The organism is Nonomuraea jabiensis (assembly GCF_014204795.1).
In the GTDB taxonomy this organism is placed as follows: domain Bacteria; phylum Actinomycetota; class Actinomycetes; order Streptosporangiales; family Streptosporangiaceae; genus Nonomuraea; species Nonomuraea jabiensis.
This window is the reverse complement of record NZ_JACHMB010000001.1, coordinates 5,226,316-5,246,696: the sequence shown is the minus strand read 5'-3', so window position 1 is coordinate 5,246,696 and position 20,381 is coordinate 5,226,316. Positions and strand designations below refer to the sequence as shown.

Genomic DNA, 20,381 nt, shown 5'->3' with positions numbered 1-20,381 from the left:
CTGAAAGGAGTGCGAAATGACTGTGCTGGCCGCGGTGATCGCCCTGGTCGGTTCGCTGTTCTTCGCGCTCGGAGCCGCTCTCCAGCAGTTCGAGGCAGCCGGGTCGGCCAAGCCCGGGCTGCTCGCCCTGCTGCGGAAGCCGCGCTGGCTACTCGGCGGCGCGTCCATTCTGACAGGTGGTGGCCTGCACATCGTCGCACTCGGACTCGGGCCGCTGACCATCGTCCAGCCGATGGGCGTGGCCAGCCTGCTGTTCGCCCTGCCCATCACCGCCACGCTGCACGGCCGCAAGCCCTCCCCCAAGGAGCTGGCGGCCGCGGGCGTGGTGGCGGGCGGACTGGTCGGGCTCGTCCTGCTGGTCCCCGATTCCGAAGGTCCCACCTACCTCAGCCCGAACGGGGTGCTCACGCTGCTCGGCGTGGCCGGAGTCGCGGCGGTCCTGCTGTGGGCCGCCTCGCGGGTGGCCTCGCCGGCGGGCCGGGCCGCCCTGCTCGCCACCAGCTCGGGCGTGCTCTACGGCGCGACGGCCACGCTCATGCGCGTGCTGCTGGACGGCACCTGGAACTGGTGGTACGTGCTGGCGCTGCCGGTGCCCCTGCTGCTGGCGCTGGTGATGCTCCAGCGGGCGTACGCGGTCGGGCACTTCGGCGTCTCGTTCGCCTCGCTCCAGATCGCCGACCCGCTGACCGCGGTGGCGTTCGGCGCGCTGCTGCTCGGCGAGCCGGTGCCGACCGGCGTCCTGCCGGTCGCGGCGGCGCTCCTGACCGCGGCCGGGACCGTCGCGCTGGCCCGCACCAGCCCGCTGGAGTCCCGCAACAATCCCCCGACTCATTCCCCTTTGTGAAACCGGAGTCATTTCCATGGCCATGCCCCTGCGTTCTCTCCCCCAGATCGCCGAGACCGCCCCCACCCCCGCCCCCGAACGGCCCCGCCGGATCCTGATCTCGACCGACACCTACCCGCCTGACGTCAACGGCGCCGCCTACTTCACCCACCGCCTGGCCACCGGCCTGGCCGCGCGCGGCAACGAGGTGCACGTGGTCTGCCAGTCGGAGGTGGGCCCGCCCACCGCCGACGTCGTGGACGACGTGATCGTGCACCGCCTGCGCTCCGCACCGATCCCGGTCCACCCCACGATGCGGTTCACGGTGCCGACCAGGCTCGACCGGCTGATCGCCGGCATCCGTCCCGACGTGCTGCACGCCCAGGGCCACTTCGTGGTCGGCAGGGCCGCCATCGCCGCCGCCCGGCGCGCGAACGTGCCCATCGTGGCCACCAACCACTTCATGCCCGACAACCTCTTCCAGTTCTGCCACATCCCCGAGCGGCTGCGGGCCAAGGCCGGCCGGCTCGCGTGGCGCGACTTCAGCCGGATCTTCAACCGCGCCGACCGCGTCACCACCCCGACCCCGCTGGCCGCCAAGCTGCTGGCCGACCAGGGCTTCGGCCGCGAGGTCGAGGCGGTCTCCTGCGGGATCGACCTGACCAGGTTCCACCCGCGCGCCGAGCCCAAGGCGTGGGCGCGCAAGCTGTTCGACCTGCCCGACCGGCCCACCATCCTGTTCGTCGGCCGCCTGGACGAGGAGAAGCGTCTGGACGAGATCGTCCGCGCGCTGCCGCTCGTGCTGAACCAGACCGACGCCCAGGCGGTGTTCGTCGGCCGCGGCAACCAGCGGGCGGAGCTGGAGCGCCTGGCCGCCCGCATCGGCGTCGGCGAGCGGGTCTTCTTCCTCGGCTTCGTGCCCGACGAGCTCATGCCCCAGACGTTCGCCGCCGCCGACGTGTTCGCCATGCCGGGCATCGCCGAGCTGCAGAGCATCGCCACGCTGGAGGCCATGGCCATGGGGCTGCCCGTGGTGGCCGCCGACGCGATGGCGCTGCCGCACCTGGTGGACGAGAACGGCTACCTGTTCCAGCCGGGCGACGTGATCTCCCTGGCCAGGCACCTGACGAGCATCCTCACCGACGAGGACCTGCGGGCCCGGTTCGGCAAGAGCAGCAGGGAGCTGGCGCTCACCCACGACGACCGGTCGTCGCTGGCCCGGTTCGAGCAGATCTACGATGAGGTGGCCCGATGACCCCACTCCAAAGCGCCTGGGGCGCTGTCTGCGGCACGGTGGTGTCCGCGTGCGCGCTGGCGTACGCGCAGGTCGCCCTGCCGACGCAGCCGCTGCTCAGCGACTACGCGCTGGTCTCCGGCGGGCTCGTGCCCGTCCTCGTGGGGATGCTGGCACTGGCCGGGGCGTGCCTGTGTCTGGCGTACGGGCTGGCGGCGAGCGACCCGGCGCGCACCGCGGCCACCAGGGTGCTGCTGGTGGCGGGGGCGGCGGGGCTGATGATGAGCGCCATCTTCCCCACGGACCCCGGCGACTCGCAGATCGGCTCCCTGACCGGCGAGATCCACCGGTGGGCGGCGGCCGTCGTGTTCACCTCGCTGCCGGTCGCCGGCTGGACCCTGGCCAGGGGCCGGGCGGCGGCGCCCCGGTGGAACGCGGTCCGGGCCCTGAGCGTGACCTCCGCGGCCATGCTGGCCTTCTACCTGGCGGCCCACCCGGCCTCGATCACCTCGCCGCTGATCGGCGGCGCCGGCTACTACGGCCCGCTGGAGCGGGGCGTGGTGCTGGCCGAGATGGCGCTGCTCGTCGCCATGGCGCTGGCGGCGGTCGCGAAGCGGCCCGCCGTGCGCACCCAGCCCGTTCCGGCCCGGCCCGAACGCCCCGAGCGGTCCGACCGCCTGGCGGCCTGATGCCCCCACCCTTCGACCCGCGACGAAATGACGCCGTTCTAGCGTGGAACCATGCTCATCACACGCCACGCGGCCGCTGAGGCGGTGCTCGCCGACCCGAGGTACGTGCCGCCTCCCGTACGACAGGACGCCGAGGAGGGCACGCTGGCCTGGCTGCGCGCCCAGGTGTCGAGGTTCAGCACCGGAGAGACGCACGCCGGGCGGCGCCGCCTGCTGGAGGAGCGGCTGGCCGCCCTCGACCCCGCCGAGCTGAGAACGGCGGCCAGGGCCATGACGCTGGAGCGGGGCAGCGACTGGCGGGGCGTCCCCACGGCCGTGCTCGGCGCCGCGCTGGGCGTGAAGGACACGAGCGCGGTGGCCGCCGCCGCGACCGGCTACCTGTCCGGCGAGGAGAGCCCGAAGGCCGACGCCGCCGTCGCCGAACTGCTCGGACAGGCCACGATCCCGGAGATCACCCTGCTGCTGCAGGGGCACTCCGCCACGGAGGCGCTCATCGAGAACACCCTCCGGCACGCCGTACCCGGAGACGACCCCGAGGCGCTGCTGCACGAGACGCTCAGGCAGGACCCGCCGCTCAAGGCCACCCGCAGGCTCGACACGCGGACCGGCGACGAGGTGACCATCGACCTGGTGTCGGCCAACCGCGACCCTGACGTGTTCGCCGATCCCGACCGGTTCGACCTCTCGCGCGGCCGTACCCCCCATCTGACCTTCGGCCACGGCGTGCGCCCCTGCCCCGGGCCCGCCCACGCGCTCGCGCTGGCCGCGGGCGTGCTCGAAGCCCTTCTCGACGCGAGCCGCTCATGAACTTCCACGACCTGCACCGCCCCGGCGACCCCCTGCTGCTGCCGAACGCCTGGGACTACGGCTCGGCCGCCCTCCTGGCCCGGGAGGGCTTCCCGGCGATCGGCACGACCAGCCTCGGCGTGGCCGCCGCGTACGGCAGACCGGACGCGGCCGGCGCCACCAGGGCGGAGACCATCGAGCTGGCCGAATCGATCAAGGATCTGGGCGTCATGGTCACCGTCGACATCGAGGGCGGCTTCAGCGACGACCCCGCCGAGGTGTCCGACCTGGTCGCGGGCCTCGCGGCGCTCGGAGTGGCAGGGGTGAACCTGGAGGACGGCCGCCCCGACGGCACGCTGCGCCCGATCGGGCTGCACCAGCGGATCATCGAGGCGGCCAAGGGCCACGGCGTGTTCGTCAACGCCCGTACGGACACGTACTGGCTGAAGACCGGCGACACGCGCGAACGGGTGGCCGCCTACGGCCACGCCGACGGGATCTTCGTGCCCGGCATGAGCGATCCGCGCGAGATCGCCGAGGTGGCCGCCAGCACGCCGCTCCCCCTCAACGTCCTCTACCAACCGGACGGCCCCACGCTCGCCGAGCTCGCCGAGGCCGGCGTGGCCAGGGTGAGCACCGGGTCGCTGCTGTACCGGGCCGCGCTCCACGGGGCGGTCGCGGCGCTGTCCGCCGCCCGGGGCAGGCAGGCCCCCGCGCTGCCGACCTACGCGGAGATCACCGCGCTGCTGCCGCAACCGCGATAATCGACGCATGCGCTTCCAGATCCTCGGGCCCACCACCGTGCTGGGCGAGGACGGCGAGCCGGTCGCGCTCGGCGGTCCCCGGGTGCGCGCGCTGCTGACGCTGCTCGCCCTGCACGCCGGCCGCATCGTCGGCGGCGAGCAGCTCGTGGCCGGCATGTACGGCCCGAGGCCGCCCGAGGGCGTGGCCAACGCGCTGCAGTCGCAGGTCTCAAGGCTGCGCCGGGCGCTGGGCAGGGACCTGGTGGAGTTCCATCCGGCGGGATACCGGCTGGTGGCCGACCCTCAGGACGTGGACGCGCGCAGGTTCGAGCTGCTGGCGCAGCAGGGCAGGCAGGCCCTGGCCTCCGGCGACCCCGGCCGGGCGGCCGCGCTCCTGCGCGAGGCGCTGGAGATGTGGCGGGGCGCGCCGCTCTCCGACGCCCCGCACGCCGAGGCCGCCGCGGCGGCGCTGGCCGAGCTGCGGCTGGCCGCCACCGAGGACCGCGTGCAGGCCGACCTCGACCTGGGCCGACATCGCGAGCTGGTCGCCGAGCTGAGCCAGCTCACCGCCGCCCACCCGCTGCGCGAGCGGCTGCGCGCCCAGCTCATGCGCGCCCTCTACGGCAGCGGCCGCCAGGCCGAGGCGCTGACCGTCTACGACGAGGCCAGGAAGACCCTGGACGAGGAGCTGGGCGTCGAGCCGGGGGCCGAGCTGGCCGCCGCCCACCTGGCCGTGCTCAGGGCCGACCCGGCGCTCGGCGCCGCCGCCCCCGACGCCGCCCCCGCGGCCCGGCGGCGGCAGGGCCTGCGCGCCCAGCTCACCAGCTTCGTCGGCAGGGCCGAGGAGATCGAGGAGGTGGCCGCCAGGCTACGGGCCAACCGGCTCGTCACGCTGATCGGGCCCGGCGGCGCGGGCAAGACGCGGCTGGCGACCGAGGCGGCCGCGCAGGAGCCCGGCGACGTCTGCTTCGTGGGGCTCGCGCCGGTCTCCGAGGACGCCGGCGTGCCGGGGGCCGTCCTGTCCGCCCTGGACATCCGCGACGCCCCGCCCACCCCCGACCGGCTCACCGTGGACCCGGCCACCAGGCTCGTCACCGCGCTGGCCGGCCGGCGGCTGCTCCTGGTCCTGGACAACTGCGAACACGTCGTCGCGGCCACCGCCGACCTGGCCGACCTGCTGCTGGCCTCCTGCCCCGAGCTGCGCGTGCTGGTGACCGGGCGCGAGGCGCTCGGCATCACCGGCGAGTCGATCCTGCCCGTGGCGCCGCTGCGGCTGCCGCCGCCCGAGGCCGGCCAGCCCCTGGACTATCCGGCGGTCCGGCTGTTCGCCGACCGCGCCGCCGCCGTCCGGCCGGGTTTCGCCGTCGACGCGGGCAACGCCGCCGCGGTCGTACGCATCTGCCGGGCGCTCGACGGGCTGCCGCTGGCCATCGAGCTGGCCGCGGCGCGGCTGCGCACCCTGCCGGTGGCCGACGTGGCGGCCCGGCTCGACGACCGGTTCGGGCTGCTGACCAGGGGCAGCCGTACGGCGCTGCCCCGGCACCAGACGCTGCACGCCGTCGTCGCGTGGAGCTGGGACCTGCTGGACGAGAGCGAACAGCGGCTGGCCAGGCGGCTGAGCGTGTTCGTCGGCGGGGCCCGGCCGGAGGCGGCCGAGCAGGTGTGCGGGCTGCCCGAGGACGTGCTCTTCTCGCTGGCGGAAAAGTCGCTGGTGGAGTTCGCAGGCGGCCGTTTCCGGATGCTGGAGACGATCAGGGCGTTCTGCGCGGAACGGCTGGCGGAGTCGGGCGAGGCCGAGTCGATCTCCGAGGCGCACGCCCGCTACTGCCTCGACCTGGTCATGACGGCCGACCCGCGGCTGCGCACCCGCGAGCAGCTGGAGTGGCTGGTCCGGCTCGACGAGGAGAGCGACGAGCTCGACGCCGCGATCCGCTGGGCGACCGCCTCCGGCCGGCCGGAGCTGGGGCTGCGGCTGCTCGCCCACTGCGCCTGCTACTGGTGGATGCGCGGCAACCGCGTCACCAGCACCCACCTGGCCGCCGACCTCCTGGCCGCGCTCGGCTTCCGGCATCCGCCGGGCATGGAGGAGGAGTACGTCATGTGCGTACTCATCAGGGCGTGGACCGGCGGCATCGACGAGGAGCTGCGCGCGCTGCTCGAGGAGGCGCGGCAGCTGCTGCCGCCGTACAGCCTGCCGAGGCGGCTGGAGTTCCTGCCGATGCTGCTCTCGGCCTACACGGGGCCGCCCGGCGAGTACGACGAGGTCCACACCGCGCTCATCGAGCGCGGCGACGACCTCCAACCGTGGCAGGAGGCGCTGTCCTACGGCGGTGTCGGCTTCCTGCTGCAGTCGGTCGGCCGGGACGCCGAGGCGGTGGTCAACTTCGAGCGGAGCCTGGCCGCGTTCAGGGCCATCGGGGAGCGGTGGGGCATGGTGATGACGCTGTCCGGCCTGGGCTCCCTGTACCAGGCGCAGGGCGACTTCACGACCGCGTCCGCCCTCGCCGACGAGGCGCTGGCGGTGGCCACCGAGCTGGGCGCCGAGACGGAGATCGCTGAAACCCTGTGCCGGCGGGGCGACGCCCGGCTCCACCTGGCCGACGCGACGGGCGCGCGCGCCGACTACCTGCGCGCCGCCGAGATGTCGCGCAGCAACGGCTCGGCGGAGACGATGGCGTGGGCGCACCTCGGGCTGGGCCAGGTCGCGCTGTTCCAGGGCGACCTGGACGAGGCCCGCGCGCTGCTCGTCCAGGCGCGGGACGAGGTCCCGGCAGACTGGTACTTCACGGAGGACACCCGCGCCCGCATCGCCGCCGCCCTCGACGAGGTGAACGCCCGCTCAGCCGGCCCCCCACCGCCCGGACCGGCCCCCGACCCACCACCCAGCGCCGCCGACGACCCGCCGCCCGAGGCCGCCGACGACCCGCCGCCCGAGGCCGCCGACGATCCGCCACCCGGGGCCGCCGACGATCCGTCTGCCGGGGCTCCGCGCGGGGCGGCCAACCAGCCGTCGGCCGGGCCTTCATGCGAGGCGGCCGGCCAGCCGTCGGCCGGTCCTCCGCGCGAGGCGGCCGGCCAGCCGCCAGCCGGGCCCGCCAGTGGGGCGGTCAGCGAGCGGTAGGCAGGCCGTCAGCCGCCCTCCCGACAGTGGACGGCATGAAGAACAAATGGTCCTGCCTGGCCATCGCCTGCCTGGCCACCCTCCTCCTCTCGCTCGACCTCACGGTCCTGCACCTGGCCCTGCCCAGGCTGGTGACCGACCTCGGCGCGAACTCCACCCAGCTGCTCTGGATCGGCGACATGTACGGCTTCGCGCTGGCCGGCCTCCTCGTCACCATGGGCAACCTCGGCGACCGCATCGGCCGCAAGCGCCTGCTGCTGATCGGCGCGGCCGCGTTCGGCGCCGCCTCGGTGGTGACGGCGTACGCGCCCAACCCCGAGCTGCTGATCGCGGCCAGGGCCCTGCTCGGCGTGGCCGGGGCGACGATCATGCCGTCCACCCTGTCGATCGTCCGGAACGTGTTCACCGAGCCGGGCGAGCGCACCGCAGCCATCGGCATCTGGAGCGGGATGAGCGCCGCCGGGTTCGCCATCGGCCCGGTCGTGGGCGGTCTCCTGCTCGACCACTTCTGGTGGGGCTCGGTCTTCCTGATCAACGTACCGATCATGCTGCTGGTGCTGGTCGGCGGGATCCTGGTGCTGCCCGAGTCCCGCAACCCGCAGGCGGGCCGGCCCGACCTGGTCAGCGTCGTCCTCTCGTTCGCCGGCGTGGTGACCGCCGTCTACGCGGTCAAGGAGGCGGCACACAAGGGCCTGGAGCACGCCGACGTGCCGGCGGCGGGCGCGGCCGGGGTTCTGCTGCTGGGCCTGTTCGTGTGGCGCCAGACGCGGCTGCCCGAGCCGCTGATCGACGTCCGGCTCTTCCGGCGGCGGGCGTTCAGCGCGTCCATCGTCACCAACCTGCTGGCGATCTTCACGATGTCGGCCATGATGCTGCTGTTCGGCTGGTACCTGCAGCTCGTCCTGGGCTGGTCGCCGCTCCAGGCGGGCCTCGCACAGCTGCCGGGCGGCCTCAGCGGCGCGGTGGGCGGCATCCTCGCCGCCAAACTGATCCACCTCATCGGCAGGAACGGCGTGGTCGCGCTGGGCCTGGCCATGAACGCCGGCGCGTTCCTCTACTACAGCACCCTCGGCCCCTCCCTCAACTACCTCGCACTCCTCCCCATCATGATCATCGGCGGCGTCGGAATCGGCTTCACCTTCACCGTCAACAACGACAACGTCCTCGCCACGGCCCCCAGGGAACGCGCCGGAGCGGCCGCCGCCGTCTCGGAAACGGCCTTCGAACTGGGCGGCGCACTGGGCATCGCCATCCTGGGCACGGTCCTGAACTCCGCCTACCAGACCAACCTGCGCCTCCCCGCCAACCTCCCCTCCGCCGACTCCGCACGAGAGTCGATCGCAGGCGCGGTGAGCACGGCCGCGACCTTGCCGCCGGATCAGGCGGACCAGCTCATGCGAGCAGCACAGACGGCCTTCATCGAGGGCCTGCACACAACCGCCCTGGTCACCGCGGCCCTCCTGGCCCTAGTGGCCCTGCTGGCCCTGATCGGGTTGCGCGGCGTCCCGAAGGTCATCCCGGAAGAAGTCCTGACCCACGCCTGACCCCGGAAAACAGCATGGTCCTCGCAATGGGGGGCGCTACGCGCCAAACAACGGCTCGGGCAGCGCCTCCCAGGGGGGCAGAAGCCCCCCTTCGACCCCCCAACGGCTCGGTCCTCGCAATGGGGGCGCGCTACGCGCGATGGAGCGCTCGGGCAGCGCCCTGTGGGGGCGAGCCCCCACACCCCCAGGCGGGGCCCTGCCGGTCCCCGCACCCCTCGGACGCGACCCCGATTACCGCCCGCTCATCGGCGTTGACCTGCTGGCACCTGCCAGAAACGATCAACCATGGCAAGACATCGGTGGTTATCAAGGGCGGGTTCCCACTTGCTGAGAGATCCGTAGCAGGTAGCCATCTGGGTCCTGCACCGCGAACTGGCGCACGCCCACGGCGTCGACGCTGCGCTCGTACCAACGTTCTTCCAACGGCAGCCACACCTCATAGCCGGCGGAAAGCAGCGTGGCGTGAATCTGATCTACGTCATCCACGTCGACAGTGAGGTTGATCCCGCGCCCGTAGGGGTGGTCCAGCTCGGCGCGCGGGTAGAGACGGTCCCGGCTCAACGGCTGCTCCAACATCAGGTCCGCCCCGTCACGTTCCAGGTAGGCGAATCGCTCCTGGGGCCGCTCGTAGCGAATCTCGAAGCCCAGCAGGCGATAGAAGGCCAAGCTGGCCTGGATGTCGGAGCAGATCAATTCAGGAACAAGTCGAGACATCTCGTCACTCTGGCAGTTCCCGGCCACTCCAGCCAACCTGCGCCCGTTCGATGGCCAGCCCGCCACGAGCCTGGCCCATCCTCTGACGGCGCAAGCCATCTTGACTCCTAAGGGCGTGCCAGAAGGAGGAGAGGTCCAAGGCTCCGCTCCATCGAACAGGGGCCTTCTGCATCAGGCCGGTAGGTACCAGCTCGGCCCATCGGGATCGCCGAGCCATACACGCTGACTCTCCCGAGTCACCGTGAGGCCGAACCCCGATTGGTGCGGGCTCCCCGCGGCCTGCCAGGTCCCGATGGCTTCCTCCACCGCGTCCCACAGGCGAACCGGCCCGTGCTGAAGAACCGTCCATCCGCCTGCGGTGTCCGGCCGAATCTCAGCCCGCGAGCCCGTGCCGGCGTCAACCAGAAACGTGACGTTCTCGCCCCAGGCGATCTGCGCTTGTGGAGCGGCGAGTTGGGCAACCCACAGGGCCGTCCCGCTCTCAAGTATCGCCGGATCGACTTTAGTCTTGCGCGCGTCTCCGATTCCCTTCACCAACGGAGGCCGTGGAGGGGGCACATGGGCCCGAGCGGTCATGAAATAGAGATCATCGGTTAGGAGACGACCGGTCGCGCTGCCGTCCTCCATCAGAGTCTCCCGAGGGAACCGTCGTCTTCAGGCGACGGGGGAATCGGGAGCGGGAGGGGCGCCAGGGCCCGAGCGTGCCTTGACCTGTCAGGTCCGCGGGTCACAGATGTTCTCCCGGGTTTGTCGGTGCCGGGCGATATCGTGGTGGCCTCGTTACTGAGCGTGGGGGGTGGGTGTGCGCAGGTCATTCAAGTTCCTGCTGCGTCCCACCGGCAAGCAGGCCGCCGCGCTCGCACATTGCCTGGAAGATCACCGGCAGCTGTACAACGCGGCTCTCGAACACCGCCGTACGGCCTACCGCAAAGCCGGGGTGAGGGTGCGCTACGGCGAGCAGTCGGCGGAGCTGAAACACATCCGCGCCGACGACCCCGACGGTCAGGGCCGGTGGTCGTTCTCCTCCCAGCAGGCCACCCTGCGCAGGCTGGACAAGGCGTTCCGCGCGTTCTTCGGCCGCGTCAAGGCCGGGCGCGCCCCAGGCTTCCCGCGTTTCAAGGGCCGGGGCCGGTTCGACACCGTCGAGTGGCCCAAGGACGGCGACGGCTGCCGGTGGCACTCCCAACCCGAGCACCCGACAGCGAGTTTCGTCCGCCTGCAGGGCATCGGGCATGTCCGGGTCCACCAGCACCGCCGGGTGCTGGGCACCGTCAAGACAATCAGCGTCAAACGGGAAGGCGGCCGCTGGTTCCTCGTGCTGTCGTGCGATGACGTGCCCGCACACACCCTTCCCGCCACGGGCGCGGTCGCGGGTGTTGACATGGGCGTCGCCTGGCTGGCCACGACCAGCGACGGCGACCACCTCGACAACCAGCGCCACCTCGCCACGTGCGCGAGCCGTCTGGCAGCAGCCCAGCGGGAACTGGCCGGTAAGAGGCGAGGATCCCGGCGGCGCGGTAAGGCCGTCGCGCGGGTGGCGGCCCTGCATGCCAAGGTGCGGCGGCAACGTCTCGACTCGGCGCACAAGGCCGCGCTCGCGCTGGTCCGCGGCTACGACGTGATCGTGCACGAAGCGCTGAACGTCGCGGGCATGACCCGGCGTGCCGCGCCGAAACCGGACGGCGAAGGCGGCTACCTGCCTAACGGCCAGTCGGCTAAATCGGGGCTGAACAAGAGCATTCTCGACGCGGGTTGGTCCGTGTTCTTGACGATCCTGTCGTACAAGGCTGAAAGCGCCGGTCGACAGCTGATCGCGGTGAATCCGGCCAACACCTCTCGTACGTGCTCGCGCTGCGGGCACTGCGCGAAGGACAACCGTGTCACCCAGGCCGTTTTCCGATGTACGGGGTGCGGGTTTTGCGTGCACGCCGACGTGAACGCGGCGATCAACATCTTGAGGGCAGGGCTTGCCCTTCGTGAGGCTGCGCAAGCGGCTTAGCGAGAAGCCGCTCCCTTCAGGGAGCGGAGGAGTCACGCCTGGGGGATGGTGCGCACAGCGCAGGTCGAGATGAGGCGATCGTATGGCGCCTCCTCCGCGTACCCCAGCAGGCCATCACCCTCCACCAAGGTGGGTGTGTATCCCGCAGAAGTGATCGCGTCGCGTGCGCGGCCGGCGACCACAGGGTCATATTCGATGGAGCAGACCGCCTTGTTCCCGAGCCGCTGACACATCAGCGCCGTCGAATAGCCGGTGCCCGTACCGATTTCCAGGACCTGGTCACCTTCTTGGATCTCGGCGGCCTCCAGCATCCGCACGACGAGACTCGGCCGCGTAGACGAGGACGTAGGCGAACCAGCTACGGCTCCGGTTGCATCGCCGGCCATGACGCCATCGACCTGGGTCACCAATGTCACGTCAGCGTAGACCAGTGCGAGCCATTCGCTCTGGGGCATGTCAGCACGCCGCGCAGGCGCCCACAGGTCGCCTCGCGCCTCATCGAGCTGGAATATCACATCCCCCAGGAATCGCTCGCGCGGCACCATATCGAGCGCCTCGCGCCAGCCGTCGGACCCTGTCTTGCCCGCCAGATCGAGGCGGAGCACCGCGGCAATGTCGGTCATCACCACCATCCCTATCATTCCCGCTGGTCGGCTCACGTGCCCCTGCACGAATTCACAGTCGGTCTCCGAGAGCGGATACCGGCCTCTCATTAGGATCACCAGCATGGAACCCCACGAGGGCACACGCGGTGTCCTCTACGTGATCGCCTGTGCCGCACCCGCCGCCGCCGATCTCCATCACCTGGTCCCCATGGCTCAGGCGGCCGGATGGCAGGCGCACGTGGTCACCACACCGATGGGCGAACGCTTTGTCGACGTCCCCGAGTTGGAACGCCTGACCGGTGACCTGGTCCGCAGCACGTACCGCATGCCGCAGGACCCCAAGGGCCTCCCTCCCGCCGACGCCGTGATCGTCGCTCCGGCGACGTTCAACACGATCAACAAGTGGGCGAACGGCATCGCCGACACCTTCGCGGTCGGGTTGCTGTGCGAGGTGATGGGGTTCGGCGTCCCGATCCTGGCCGTGCCACTGCTGAAAGACGCGCTCGCCCGGCACCTCGCGTTCCAGCGGAGTCTCGACGCACTTCGAGAGATGGGCGTGCGGATCCTGTTCGATCCCGCCGCCCCGCCGCAGTCCCGCATGCCATCCTGGGAACGCATCATGCAGGAACTACACACCGTTGTCGGGGAACGACTGACACAGGGGTGATGGCATGGACGCCCGCAGGGAGATCGGCGAGCGGATCGCTCGGGCACGCCGTCGCCGTGGACTGTCCCAGGCGGTCCTGTCCGGTCTCGCCGGTCGTTCCGAGAGCTGGCTGAGCCAGGTCGAGCGCGGGCAGCGCACCGTGGACAACCACACCGTGATCAACGCCCTCGCTGACATCCTCGGCCTGCCCGTGGACGAACTCACCGTGAAGAAGACGAACGCGATGACGCGCTACCAGGCAGCATCGGCCATCCGGCAGGCGATGATGGGCTACGACGGCCTTTCCTCGCTGATCGATCCCCGGCATGCTCAGGGCTCCCCTGAGAGCCTGGTGTGGCTGCGGCACGAGGTCCGCCGGGTGAACCGGCTCTACCAGGCCACGCACTATGACGAGGTGGGCAGGCGGTTGCCTCGACTGATCGTGGCCACCGAACTGGGGAGCCGCCATGCCCCTGCGGCTCAGCGCCGGGCGTACCAGACCCTTCGCTCGCTGACCTACCACTCCGCGACAACGACGCTGCGCCGCGTGGGAGAGGCGGAACTCGCCTGGGTGGCCGCCGACCGTTCGCTGGCCGCCGCGCAAGAAGCGGACAAGCCCCTTCTCGCGGCCGTGAGTGCCTACCGGCTCGGCTACGTCCTGATACGGCTTCGCGAGACGGATCGCGCCTTGCACCTGGTTCTCCAGGCGGCCGACGCGTTGCAGCGCGCCACCAAGCGCCCCACGCCGCGCGCTCTGCCCATCGTGGGCGCCCTCTACCTGGTCGCCGTCACCGCCGCCGCCGCTGCGTACGACCAAGCCGCGGTGCGCGCCTTCCTCGCGCAGGCCCGGCAGATCGCCGAAACTCTCGGCGAAGACCGCAACGACTTCTGGACCGCCTTCGGCACGACCAACGTGACCATTCACGAGATCTCGGCGGCCGTCGAGTTCGGCGCCACCCGCCAGGCGATCGGCAGCGGCGAAACCGTCAACCTGGCACACCTGTCCGACGGCCTGATCGGACGCCGCGCCCAGGTGCACCTGGACCTCGCCCGTGCCTACGCCATGCAACGCAAGGACGCCGCGTCGGTCAACATGCTCCTCGAAGCCGAACGGCTCTCACCCGAGCTTGTCCGCTACGGTGGCCGTCCCCGCGAGCTGCTGACTCAGTTGCTCAAGCGGGAGCATCGTGCCAGCACTCCGCATCTTCGCGGGCTGGCTCACCGGGCGGGCATCGTCTGACCCGCACTTTTGTGCGGTTCCTTGACCTTCACCACCGTGCGGGTTCCGCCGTTGACCCGCACCTACGGTTCCTCCTGCGTGGCGTGATCAGAGGCCACGTCCCCCAACAGGAGGGAACGTCAGATGCGGCACGATCAGTCGAACGAGTGGAACCGGTGCGCTTGCTGCCCCGAGCCGCGTCAACCGGTCGGTCTCGATCCCGTACGACGGCTGTCGGCGCTGGAAACCGCTGACGAACTCCGTGCGGCCTTGGCGTGCATGGGGATCGCCGGCGACGTTCACGAAGGGCGCGGCCTCGCGCTGGTGTCGGTGTGGACCGGGCTCGTGGTGTGGACGGACGGCTTCTGGTACCGATGGTGGACAGGACGCCGCTCCCAGACCGGCCGCTGGCTGTACGCACATCATTCCGCGTTCGAGCCGGAGCGGGCCGCACGCAGGCTCGCTGCTCGATACGCCGAACTCCGCGAAGCGCCGAGCGACATGGCTGCAGGTGCGTCATGAGGGCCGACGAAGGTTGCCTGAGTCCGCACGTGCCCATGGCCCGGCGTGGTCACGTCCGGCTCACGTGGCTGGAACCACATGGTGCCTTGGATCGCGTCCGCGTCGTGGCGTGGACCTGCACCTGCCGAGCCGTGTTCTACGAGCTGTGCGAGGGCGGCGGTCAGACTCTTATCCGCCGGACCCTGCAGACCGAAGCCGGGGACGTGGTTCACGAGACCTACCAGGGCTCCATCATTGAAGCTCGCGCGGTCTGGACGGCACTGCTGTCAGGCCAAGCCCGATAGACGGGCACGACGGCTCGGGCCGCTCCGTCCCGACCGAGGTGTCAGGTCCGCCTTCGGATGCCGTGCCCGTCGACGTTCCACGCGGCCCACCTCCCATGCCGCACAGACCGGGTTGACGCTGACCGAAGGCCACGAACAACGCGGTATCGGGGCGGGAGTACGGCCCGCGGTGCCGCGAAGCGGGTGCGATGGGCCCGATCCAGCAGGCCGACCCGGTGATTGGGCGCGAGTTCGCGTTTGCCTCATCGGTCAACGACAGCCCTGCGGCACGCCGGTCCGGGGTGGGCGTCAGTCGGCCCACCACTTCGCCGGTCAACGGGTGGGCATCTGGCGAGCGGAGCGAGCGGGGGGTGCGCCGCCAGGCGCCCAAATGAGAAACGCCTGAGCCCCTCGGCGCGAAGCGCCTCCCCGAGAAGACCTTTTGCTCGGGGAGGGTGACGGCGGTAGGGCGCGGATGATCAGGCGATGGGGTTGCCGATGCAGGGGCGGGTGATGGTCGGGGAGAGGGAGTCGAGGCGGTTGCGGATGAGGCGGGCGACGCCCTCGATGGTCTCGATGCCCGGGTCCGGGCCCGGCTGGTGGTCGGTCTGGACTGACAGCAGCAGGTCGCGGCCCGGGCCGACGATGCGGCCGTAGCTCGTCATGGCCCACGTGCCGGAGATGAACGGGCGGGGTGTCCAGCCGTTCTTCAGGGCCACCCGGTCTCCCGGGCGGGCGGCGGCGCTGACGCCCCACGACTGGTCCTTCTGGACGCGGGACATCAGGCCGAGCACCAGCCGGCGGTCGGCCTCGGTCAGGTGGCCCTCCCCGCCCTTCCGGCCCTTGACCAGGAGTTTCAGGAGGCGGATGCGGTCGGTGGGGCTGGTGAGGGTGCCGCCCCAGAAGATGGCGGGGCCCGGGGTGGTCTCCGTCAGGCCCACGCTCTGGTAGAAGGCGCTCATCGCGGAGGAGGCGCCGACGCGGGACCACAGGGCGTCGGCGGCGAGGTTGTCGCTTTCCGTGATCATGAGGGTGGCCAGGTCGCGTTCCTCCTCGTTCAGGTCGCCGGTGCGCTGGTGGAGGAGGGCGGTCAGGATGTCGACCTTGGAGCCGCTGGCGGTGATGAGGTCGTGGTCGTGCTCTCCCTGCCCGAAATGGATCCCGGTCACCAGGTCCAGGGCGCCGTAGACGATGCGGCCCGGGCGGGTGCCGAGGTAGGCGGAGATGTCGCGTACGAGCTGGATGCGGGCCGCGACCCCGGCGCGCGGGGCCGCGATCCTCAGCATGCAGCGGGCCACCTTGGGCGGGGGCTTGGCCGCCACGGGGATGAGGGCCGCCTGGTCGGCGCCGCATGCCGCCGTCAGCAGCAGCAGCACCGGCCAGGCAATCAGCCAGCTCGTACGCATGCGCCCACCTCCGAAAGGTCGTCGGGGGGCGCATGCGAGGATGGCATGCCGAGCGGGTCAGGCCATCGCGCTCGGTGCCGTTCTGGTCAAGTCTTCACACGACCTTGCCCGTCACAGGTGGTCGGCGAGGAAGGTGGCGGTGGCGTCCACGGCCTGCGTGACGTACGGTTCGCGGTCGTACAGGTCGATGTGCTGCTTGGCGTCCACCCAGACGAGCTGTTTCGGCTGGTCGAGGCGGCGGAACGCCTCCTCGGCCCCCTCCGGCGAGCAGAACCGGTCGACGACCCCGTGCACGATCAGCGCCGGCTTGGGCGACAGGAAGTCCGCTCCCATCATGTTGTCCATCGTGACCAGTTCCCGCACGCTCGCCCTGGTCACCGAGTTGGACCAGTGCGGCGAGGCGCCCCGTGAGGTGCCGTAGTACGCGTACGGCTCGTCGCCCGGCATGGCGGCCTCCCCCTCCTCAAGAGAGGAGGAGACCACCGGGATGTACTCCACGGCGCCGCCCTGGTCCTGGCGTTCGAGGACGTCCGTGAGGCCCGCCAGCGCCGCCTGGTAGTCCATGCCGGAGCGCATGCTGTACGGGTTGTTGTACGCGCCCGCGATACCGACAAATATCCGGACTCGGGGGTCGAAGGCGGCGAACTTGAGCGCGTAACCACCCCCAAGACACACCCCCACCGCCCCGATCCGGTCCCGGTCCACCTCGGCCCGCGACCGCAGGAACGACACCGCCCCCCGCAGGTCGCGCAGCTTGCCCTGCGGATCCTCGTCCCGGCGCGGAAGCCCTTCGGACTCCCCCCAGTTCCGGTGGTCGAAGGCCAGCGTCACGTACCCCCGCTCGGCCAGCCGGTCCGCGTACAGCCCCGTGACCTGGGAGCGCACCCCGGTGAACGGCCCCGTGAACACCAGCGCGGGCCGCGGCCCCGCGCCGCCGGGGACGCGCAGGTCCCCGGCGAGCGTGAGGCCGTCGACCACGAACTCGACTCGCGTGGTCAGGATCACGAGTCGAACCCCAGCCCCATCCGGTCGAGCGCGCGCAGCCACAGGTTGCGCTTGCCCTGGTGCTGGTCGGCCTGCGCGATCGACCACCGGGTGACCTGGATGACCCCGGACCGCACCGGCTCCGGCGGGAACGGCATCGGCTTCTCCTTGACCATCCGCAGCCGGGTCCGCTCGGTGGACTCGCCCGACAGCAGGTCGAGCATGACGTTCGCGCCGAAGCGGGTGGCGCCCACGCCCATCCCGGTGTAGCCGGTGGCGTAGGCCAGCCGCCCGCCGTGCGCCTGCCCGTAGAAGGCGCTGAACCGGCTGCAGGTGTCGATCACCCCGCCCCACCGGTGGGTGAACCGCACCCCGTCGAGCTGGGGGAAGGTCTCGTAGAAGTGCTCGGCGAGCTTGACGAACGTCTCGTCGCGCTGCTCGTACTCGGGTTTGACCAGACCCCCGTTGTAGTAGACGGCGTCGTAGCCGCCCCACAGGATCCGGTTGTCGTCGGTCAGCCGGTAGTAGTGGAACTGGTTGCCCGAGTCGCCCACGCCCTGCCGGTTGCGCCAGCCGACCTCGGCGAGCTGGAGGTCGGTCAGGGGCTCGGTCATCAGGGCGTAGTCGTACACGGGGACCACGAAGTGCTTGAGCCGCCGCAGCAGCGGCGGGAACACCCCGGTCCCCAGCGCCACCTGCCGGGCCGCGACCGCGCCGTGCGGCGTGCGCAGCGTGATCGTCGTGCCGTCGTCGCGCAGCGAGCGGACCGGGGTGCGTTCGTGAACGCGCACCCCCAGCCGCAGGCACGCCTCCCGCAGCCCCCAGGCCAGCCGCGCCGGGTCGAGCATGGCGCATCCGCTGCGCTCCCAGAGCCCGCCCAGGTAGGTCGGCGAGTTCACCTCGGCCCGCACCTGCTCCTGGTCGAGCGGCACGTAGTCGAGCCCCAGCTCGGAGATCAGCTCCAGGTGCTCGCGCAGCCCGTCGAGCTGCCACGGCTCGGTGGCCACGTGCAGCTCGCCGGTGCGCTCGAAGGAGCAGTCGACGCCGTAGCGCTCCAGGGTCTGCTCGATCTCGTCGAGGTTGGCCACGCCCATGCGCTCCAGGCGCCCGATCTCGTCCGGCCACCGTTCCAGGCCGTTGGCCAGGCCGTGGGTGAGGGTCGCCATGCAGAACCCGCCGTTGCGGCCGGTGGCGGCCCAGCCGATCCTGCGTCCTTCGAGCAGGACCACGTCCAGGGACGGATCGCGTTCCTTGGCCATCAGGGCCGTCCACAGCCCTGAGAAGCCTCCGCCGACGACGACCAGGTCGGCGCTCGTTGTCTGGTCGAGCCGCGGTCGCGGCTCGGGTCTGGCCGGGCTGTCCAGCCAGTACGGCTTGCGCTCCGCATCAGCAAGCGCCTTCAGCGGATCCACAAATCCCACTTCCCTACGAAGTTCGTGGAGGTTATTTAGGTACGGCGCCGTGCCGCCACCGCGTTTCCGATCGCGATCAGCACCCCGATGCCGAAGATCAGCGTACCCATGACGTTGACCTGGGGTGGGATACCGGTCTTGACCGCACCGACGATCCACAGGGGGAAGGTGACGGTCGAGCCGTTGACGAAGCTGGTGACCACGTAGTCGTCGATGGACAGAGCGAACGACAGCATCGCGCCCGCCATCACGCCCGGCATGATCGACGGCAGCGTCACCTGCCTGAATGTCCCCCAGGCCGTCGCCCCCAGATCCCTGGCCGCCTCCTCCAGCGACGGGTCCAGCGTGACGATGCGCGCACGTACCGTCACCACCACGAAGGACAGCGAGAACAGCACGTGGGAGACGATGATCGTGTTCGCGTCGCGCGGCACGTTCCCCGAGACGAACAGCGACAGCAGCGACGCGCCCATGACCAGCTCGGGCGTGGAGATGGCGGCGAAGACCAGGAAGTTCGTGACCCCCTTGCCGCGGAAGCGGTGCCGCCCGATCGCCAGCCCGAGCATGGTGCCGATCACGACCGTGATGATCGTGCTGACCGCGGCGATCACCAGCGAGTTTCGCAGCGCCACGGTCAGGTCGGAGATGTCGAACAGTTCGGCGTACCAGCGGAGCGTGAAGCCCTGCCAGGAGGTGTTCGACTTGCTCTTCTTGTCGTTGAAGCCGAAGAGGATCATCACGGCGATCGGCGAGGACAGCCAGAGGATGATGATCCAGGTGTAGATGTGGAGAAGCCGGTCTCCGAGCCGGGTGCCCCTCATCGGGCCGCCGCCTCGAGCACGTTCTCCGTCCCGAGTGCCCTGGCGTAGATGAAGATGCCCACCAGCAGCACCGCCATCAGCGTGAACGACAGGGCCGAGGCGGTCGGGTAGTTGAGGTTCGTCAGGTACTCGGTCTGGATGATGTTGCCGATCATCGTGTTGGCCGTGCCGCCGAGGATCTGCGCGTTGATCGGGTCGGCCGTGGCGGGCACGAACGTCATCAGCACCCCCGCGAACACCCCCGGCAGCGACAGCGGCAGCACCACCCGCCGGAAGGCCGACGTCCGCGTGGCGTACAGGTCCTGGGCCGCCTCGATCACCCGCGGGTCCACCCGCTCCAGCGACACGTAGATCGGCAGGATCATGAACGGCAGGAAGTTGTACGTCAGCCCGCCGACCACGGCGACCGTCGTGGCCAGCACGTGGAAGTCCTCGGGCAGCAGCCCCCAGCCCTTCAGCGTGCCGAACAGGATGCCGTTGTCCGACAGCAGGAAGTTCCACGAGATCGTGCGCAGCACGAACGACACGAAGAACGGCAGCAGCAGCAGGAACAGGTACACGGACTTGCGCGTGCCGCCCTTGAACGCGATCCAGTACGCCACCGGGTAGCCGATCACCAGCATGGCCAGGGTGGCCAGGCCGCCGTAGAGCAGCGAGCGCACCAGCTGGGTGCTGTAGCGGCCGAGCGCGTCGGTGTAGTTGGAGAAGCTGAACGTCATGGCGAAGCCGTCGATGGCGTTGCCGGTCTGCAGGGAGACCGAGGCCATCGCGGCCATGGGGACGACCAGGAAGATCGCCAGCCACATCCAGCTCGGCAGCGCCAGCAGGTAGGGGGTGAGCCGCCTCATGC

19 protein-coding genes are annotated in these 20,381 nt (G+C 70.9%); 11 read left to right on the top strand and 8 right to left on the bottom strand.

The window, feature by feature from the left end; translation table 11 throughout:
- Positions 1-16 precede the first annotated feature (16 nt).
- Genes HD596_RS24255 through HD596_RS24225 form a run of 7 tightly spaced genes read left to right on the top strand, consistent with a single transcriptional unit; the run spans position 17 to position 8,940 of the window.
- Positions 17-844 (top strand): DMT family transporter, encoded by an 828-nt coding sequence (locus HD596_RS24255; RefSeq protein ID WP_221519488.1) that lies wholly within the window; start codon positions 17-19, stop codon positions 842-844.
- A gap of 16 nt (positions 845-860) precedes the next feature.
- Complete coding sequence (locus HD596_RS24250; RefSeq protein WP_185071623.1) at positions 861-2,078, top strand: glycosyltransferase; 1,218 nt, start codon at positions 861-863, stop codon at positions 2,076-2,078.
- Positions 2,075-2,746 carry a DUF998 domain-containing protein gene (locus tag HD596_RS24245; protein WP_185071622.1) on the top strand — a complete coding sequence of 224 codons (672 nt, stop codon included), beginning with the start codon at positions 2,075-2,077 and terminating at the stop codon, positions 2,744-2,746. The genes HD596_RS24250 and HD596_RS24245 overlap by 4 nt, the downstream gene beginning before the upstream one ends.
- Before the next feature lie 51 nt (positions 2,747-2,797).
- On the top strand, positions 2,798-3,553 hold the full coding sequence (locus tag HD596_RS24240; RefSeq protein ID WP_185071621.1) for a cytochrome P450: 756 nt from the start codon (positions 2,798-2,800) through the stop codon (positions 3,551-3,553).
- Positions 3,550-4,296, top strand: a complete 747-nt coding sequence (locus HD596_RS24235; RefSeq protein ID WP_185071620.1) for an isocitrate lyase/PEP mutase family protein — start codon at positions 3,550-3,552, stop codon at positions 4,294-4,296. The genes HD596_RS24240 and HD596_RS24235 overlap by 4 nt, the downstream gene beginning before the upstream one ends.
- A gap of 7 nt (positions 4,297-4,303) precedes the next feature.
- Positions 4,304-7,396, top strand: a complete 3,093-nt coding sequence (locus HD596_RS24230) for an ATP-binding protein (RefSeq protein ID WP_185071619.1) — start codon at positions 4,304-4,306, stop codon at positions 7,394-7,396.
- A 35-nt stretch (positions 7,397-7,431) separates the two neighbouring features.
- Entirely contained in the window at positions 7,432-8,940 is a 1,509-nt protein-coding gene (locus HD596_RS24225; protein ID WP_185071618.1) for a DHA2 family efflux MFS transporter permease subunit, read from the top strand.
- 306 nt (positions 8,941-9,246) lie between these two features.
- On the opposite strand, the gene HD596_RS24220 is transcribed toward HD596_RS24225, so the two are convergent.
- Positions 9,247-9,654: a bleomycin resistance protein gene (locus HD596_RS24220; RefSeq protein WP_185071617.1), complete on the bottom strand. Its 408-nt coding sequence runs from the start codon at positions 9,652-9,654 to the stop codon at positions 9,247-9,249.
- 171 nt (positions 9,655-9,825) lie between these two features.
- Positions 9,826-10,281, bottom strand: coding sequence for a methyltransferase domain-containing protein (locus tag HD596_RS24215; protein WP_185071616.1), 456 nt, complete (start codon positions 10,279-10,281; stop codon positions 9,826-9,828).
- A 175-nt stretch (positions 10,282-10,456) separates the two neighbouring features.
- On the opposite strand from HD596_RS24215, the gene HD596_RS24210 reads away from it, so the two are divergent.
- Positions 10,457-11,653: an RNA-guided endonuclease InsQ/TnpB family protein gene (locus HD596_RS24210; protein WP_313044668.1), complete on the top strand. Its 1,197-nt coding sequence runs from the start codon at positions 10,457-10,459 to the stop codon at positions 11,651-11,653.
- A 32-nt stretch (positions 11,654-11,685) separates the two neighbouring features.
- On the opposite strand, the gene HD596_RS24205 is transcribed toward HD596_RS24210, so the two are convergent.
- Complete coding sequence (locus HD596_RS24205; protein ID WP_246554766.1) at positions 11,686-12,276, bottom strand: rRNA adenine N-6-methyltransferase family protein; 591 nt, start codon at positions 12,274-12,276, stop codon at positions 11,686-11,688.
- A 103-nt stretch (positions 12,277-12,379) separates the two neighbouring features.
- Here HD596_RS24205 and HD596_RS24200 point away from each other — a divergent pair, with 103 nt between their 5' ends.
- The 3 genes from HD596_RS24200 (at position 12,380) to HD596_RS24190 (ending at position 14,645) form a co-directional block, all read left to right on the top strand.
- On the top strand, positions 12,380-12,925 hold the full coding sequence (locus HD596_RS24200) for a flavoprotein (protein ID WP_185071614.1): 546 nt from the start codon (positions 12,380-12,382) through the stop codon (positions 12,923-12,925).
- Positions 12,926-12,929: 4 nt separating this feature from the next.
- Positions 12,930-14,144: a helix-turn-helix domain-containing protein gene (locus HD596_RS24195; RefSeq protein WP_185071613.1), complete on the top strand. Its 1,215-nt coding sequence runs from the start codon at positions 12,930-12,932 to the stop codon at positions 14,142-14,144.
- Between the two features lie 123 nt (positions 14,145-14,267).
- Positions 14,268-14,645, top strand: a complete 378-nt coding sequence (locus HD596_RS24190; protein WP_185071612.1) for a hypothetical protein — start codon at positions 14,268-14,270, stop codon at positions 14,643-14,645.
- A gap of 742 nt (positions 14,646-15,387) precedes the next feature.
- Here the strand turns inward: HD596_RS24190 and HD596_RS24185 are convergent.
- The 5 genes from HD596_RS24185 to HD596_RS24165 all read right to left on the bottom strand — a co-directional run bounded on the left by HD596_RS24185 (position 15,388) and on the right by HD596_RS24165 (position 20,379).
- A complete protein-coding gene (locus HD596_RS24185; protein ID WP_185071611.1) occupies positions 15,388-16,314 on the bottom strand; it encodes a serine hydrolase in 927 nt (308 codons plus the stop codon).
- A 111-nt stretch (positions 16,315-16,425) separates the two neighbouring features.
- Positions 16,426-17,319, bottom strand: a complete 894-nt coding sequence (locus HD596_RS24180) for an alpha/beta hydrolase (protein WP_185071610.1) — start codon at positions 17,317-17,319, stop codon at positions 16,426-16,428.
- The gene (locus HD596_RS24175) at positions 17,316-18,710 is read right to left on the bottom strand and encodes an NAD(P)/FAD-dependent oxidoreductase (RefSeq protein WP_185071609.1); all 1,395 of its coding nucleotides are present in this window, start codon (positions 18,708-18,710) and stop codon (positions 17,316-17,318) included. The genes HD596_RS24180 and HD596_RS24175 overlap by 4 nt, the downstream gene beginning before the upstream one ends.
- A gap of 35 nt (positions 18,711-18,745) precedes the next feature.
- Positions 18,746-19,531 (bottom strand): ABC transporter permease, encoded by a 786-nt coding sequence (locus HD596_RS24170; RefSeq protein WP_185071608.1) that lies wholly within the window; start codon positions 19,529-19,531, stop codon positions 18,746-18,748.
- Positions 19,528-20,379, bottom strand: a complete 852-nt coding sequence (locus tag HD596_RS24165; RefSeq protein WP_185071607.1) for an ABC transporter permease — start codon at positions 20,377-20,379, stop codon at positions 19,528-19,530. The genes HD596_RS24170 and HD596_RS24165 overlap by 4 nt, the downstream gene beginning before the upstream one ends.
- Between the last annotated feature and the right edge of the window lie 2 nt (positions 20,380-20,381).

What these genes read in the sequence shown, in the direction of transcription:
- HD596_RS24255 (WP_221519488.1), top strand. Translation starts at nt 17, where the DNA reads ATGACTGTGCTGGCCGCGGTGATCGCCCTGGTCGGTTCGCTGTTCTTC.
- HD596_RS24250 (WP_185071623.1), top strand. Translation starts at nt 861, where the DNA reads ATGGCCATGCCCCTGCGTTCTCTCCCCCAGATCGCCGAGACCGCCCCC.
- HD596_RS24245 (WP_185071622.1), top strand. Translation starts at nt 2,075, where the DNA reads ATGACCCCACTCCAAAGCGCCTGGGGCGCTGTCTGCGGCACGGTGGTG.
- HD596_RS24240 (WP_185071621.1), top strand. Translation starts at nt 2,798, where the DNA reads ATGCTCATCACACGCCACGCGGCCGCTGAGGCGGTGCTCGCCGACCCG.
- HD596_RS24235 (WP_185071620.1), top strand. Translation starts at nt 3,550, where the DNA reads ATGAACTTCCACGACCTGCACCGCCCCGGCGACCCCCTGCTGCTGCCG.
- HD596_RS24230 (WP_185071619.1), top strand. Translation starts at nt 4,304, where the DNA reads ATGCGCTTCCAGATCCTCGGGCCCACCACCGTGCTGGGCGAGGACGGC.
- HD596_RS24225 (WP_185071618.1), top strand. Translation starts at nt 7,432, where the DNA reads ATGAAGAACAAATGGTCCTGCCTGGCCATCGCCTGCCTGGCCACCCTC.
- HD596_RS24220 (WP_185071617.1), bottom strand. Translation starts at nt 9,654, where the DNA reads ATGTCTCGACTTGTTCCTGAATTGATCTGCTCCGACATCCAGGCCAGC.
- HD596_RS24215 (WP_185071616.1), bottom strand. Translation starts at nt 10,281, where the DNA reads ATGGAGGACGGCAGCGCGACCGGTCGTCTCCTAACCGATGATCTCTAT.
- HD596_RS24205 (WP_246554766.1), bottom strand. Translation starts at nt 12,276, where the DNA reads ATGACCGACATTGCCGCGGTGCTCCGCCTCGATCTGGCGGGCAAGACA.
- HD596_RS24200 (WP_185071614.1), top strand. Translation starts at nt 12,380, where the DNA reads ATGGAACCCCACGAGGGCACACGCGGTGTCCTCTACGTGATCGCCTGT.
- HD596_RS24195 (WP_185071613.1), top strand. Translation starts at nt 12,930, where the DNA reads ATGGACGCCCGCAGGGAGATCGGCGAGCGGATCGCTCGGGCACGCCGT.
- HD596_RS24190 (WP_185071612.1), top strand. Translation starts at nt 14,268, where the DNA reads ATGCGGCACGATCAGTCGAACGAGTGGAACCGGTGCGCTTGCTGCCCC.
- HD596_RS24185 (WP_185071611.1), bottom strand. Translation starts at nt 16,314, where the DNA reads ATGCGTACGAGCTGGCTGATTGCCTGGCCGGTGCTGCTGCTGCTGACG.
- HD596_RS24170 (WP_185071608.1), bottom strand. Translation starts at nt 19,531, where the DNA reads ATGAGGGGCACCCGGCTCGGAGACCGGCTTCTCCACATCTACACCTGG.
- HD596_RS24165 (WP_185071607.1), bottom strand. Translation starts at nt 20,379, where the DNA reads ATGAGGCGGCTCACCCCCTACCTGCTGGCGCTGCCGAGCTGGATGTGG.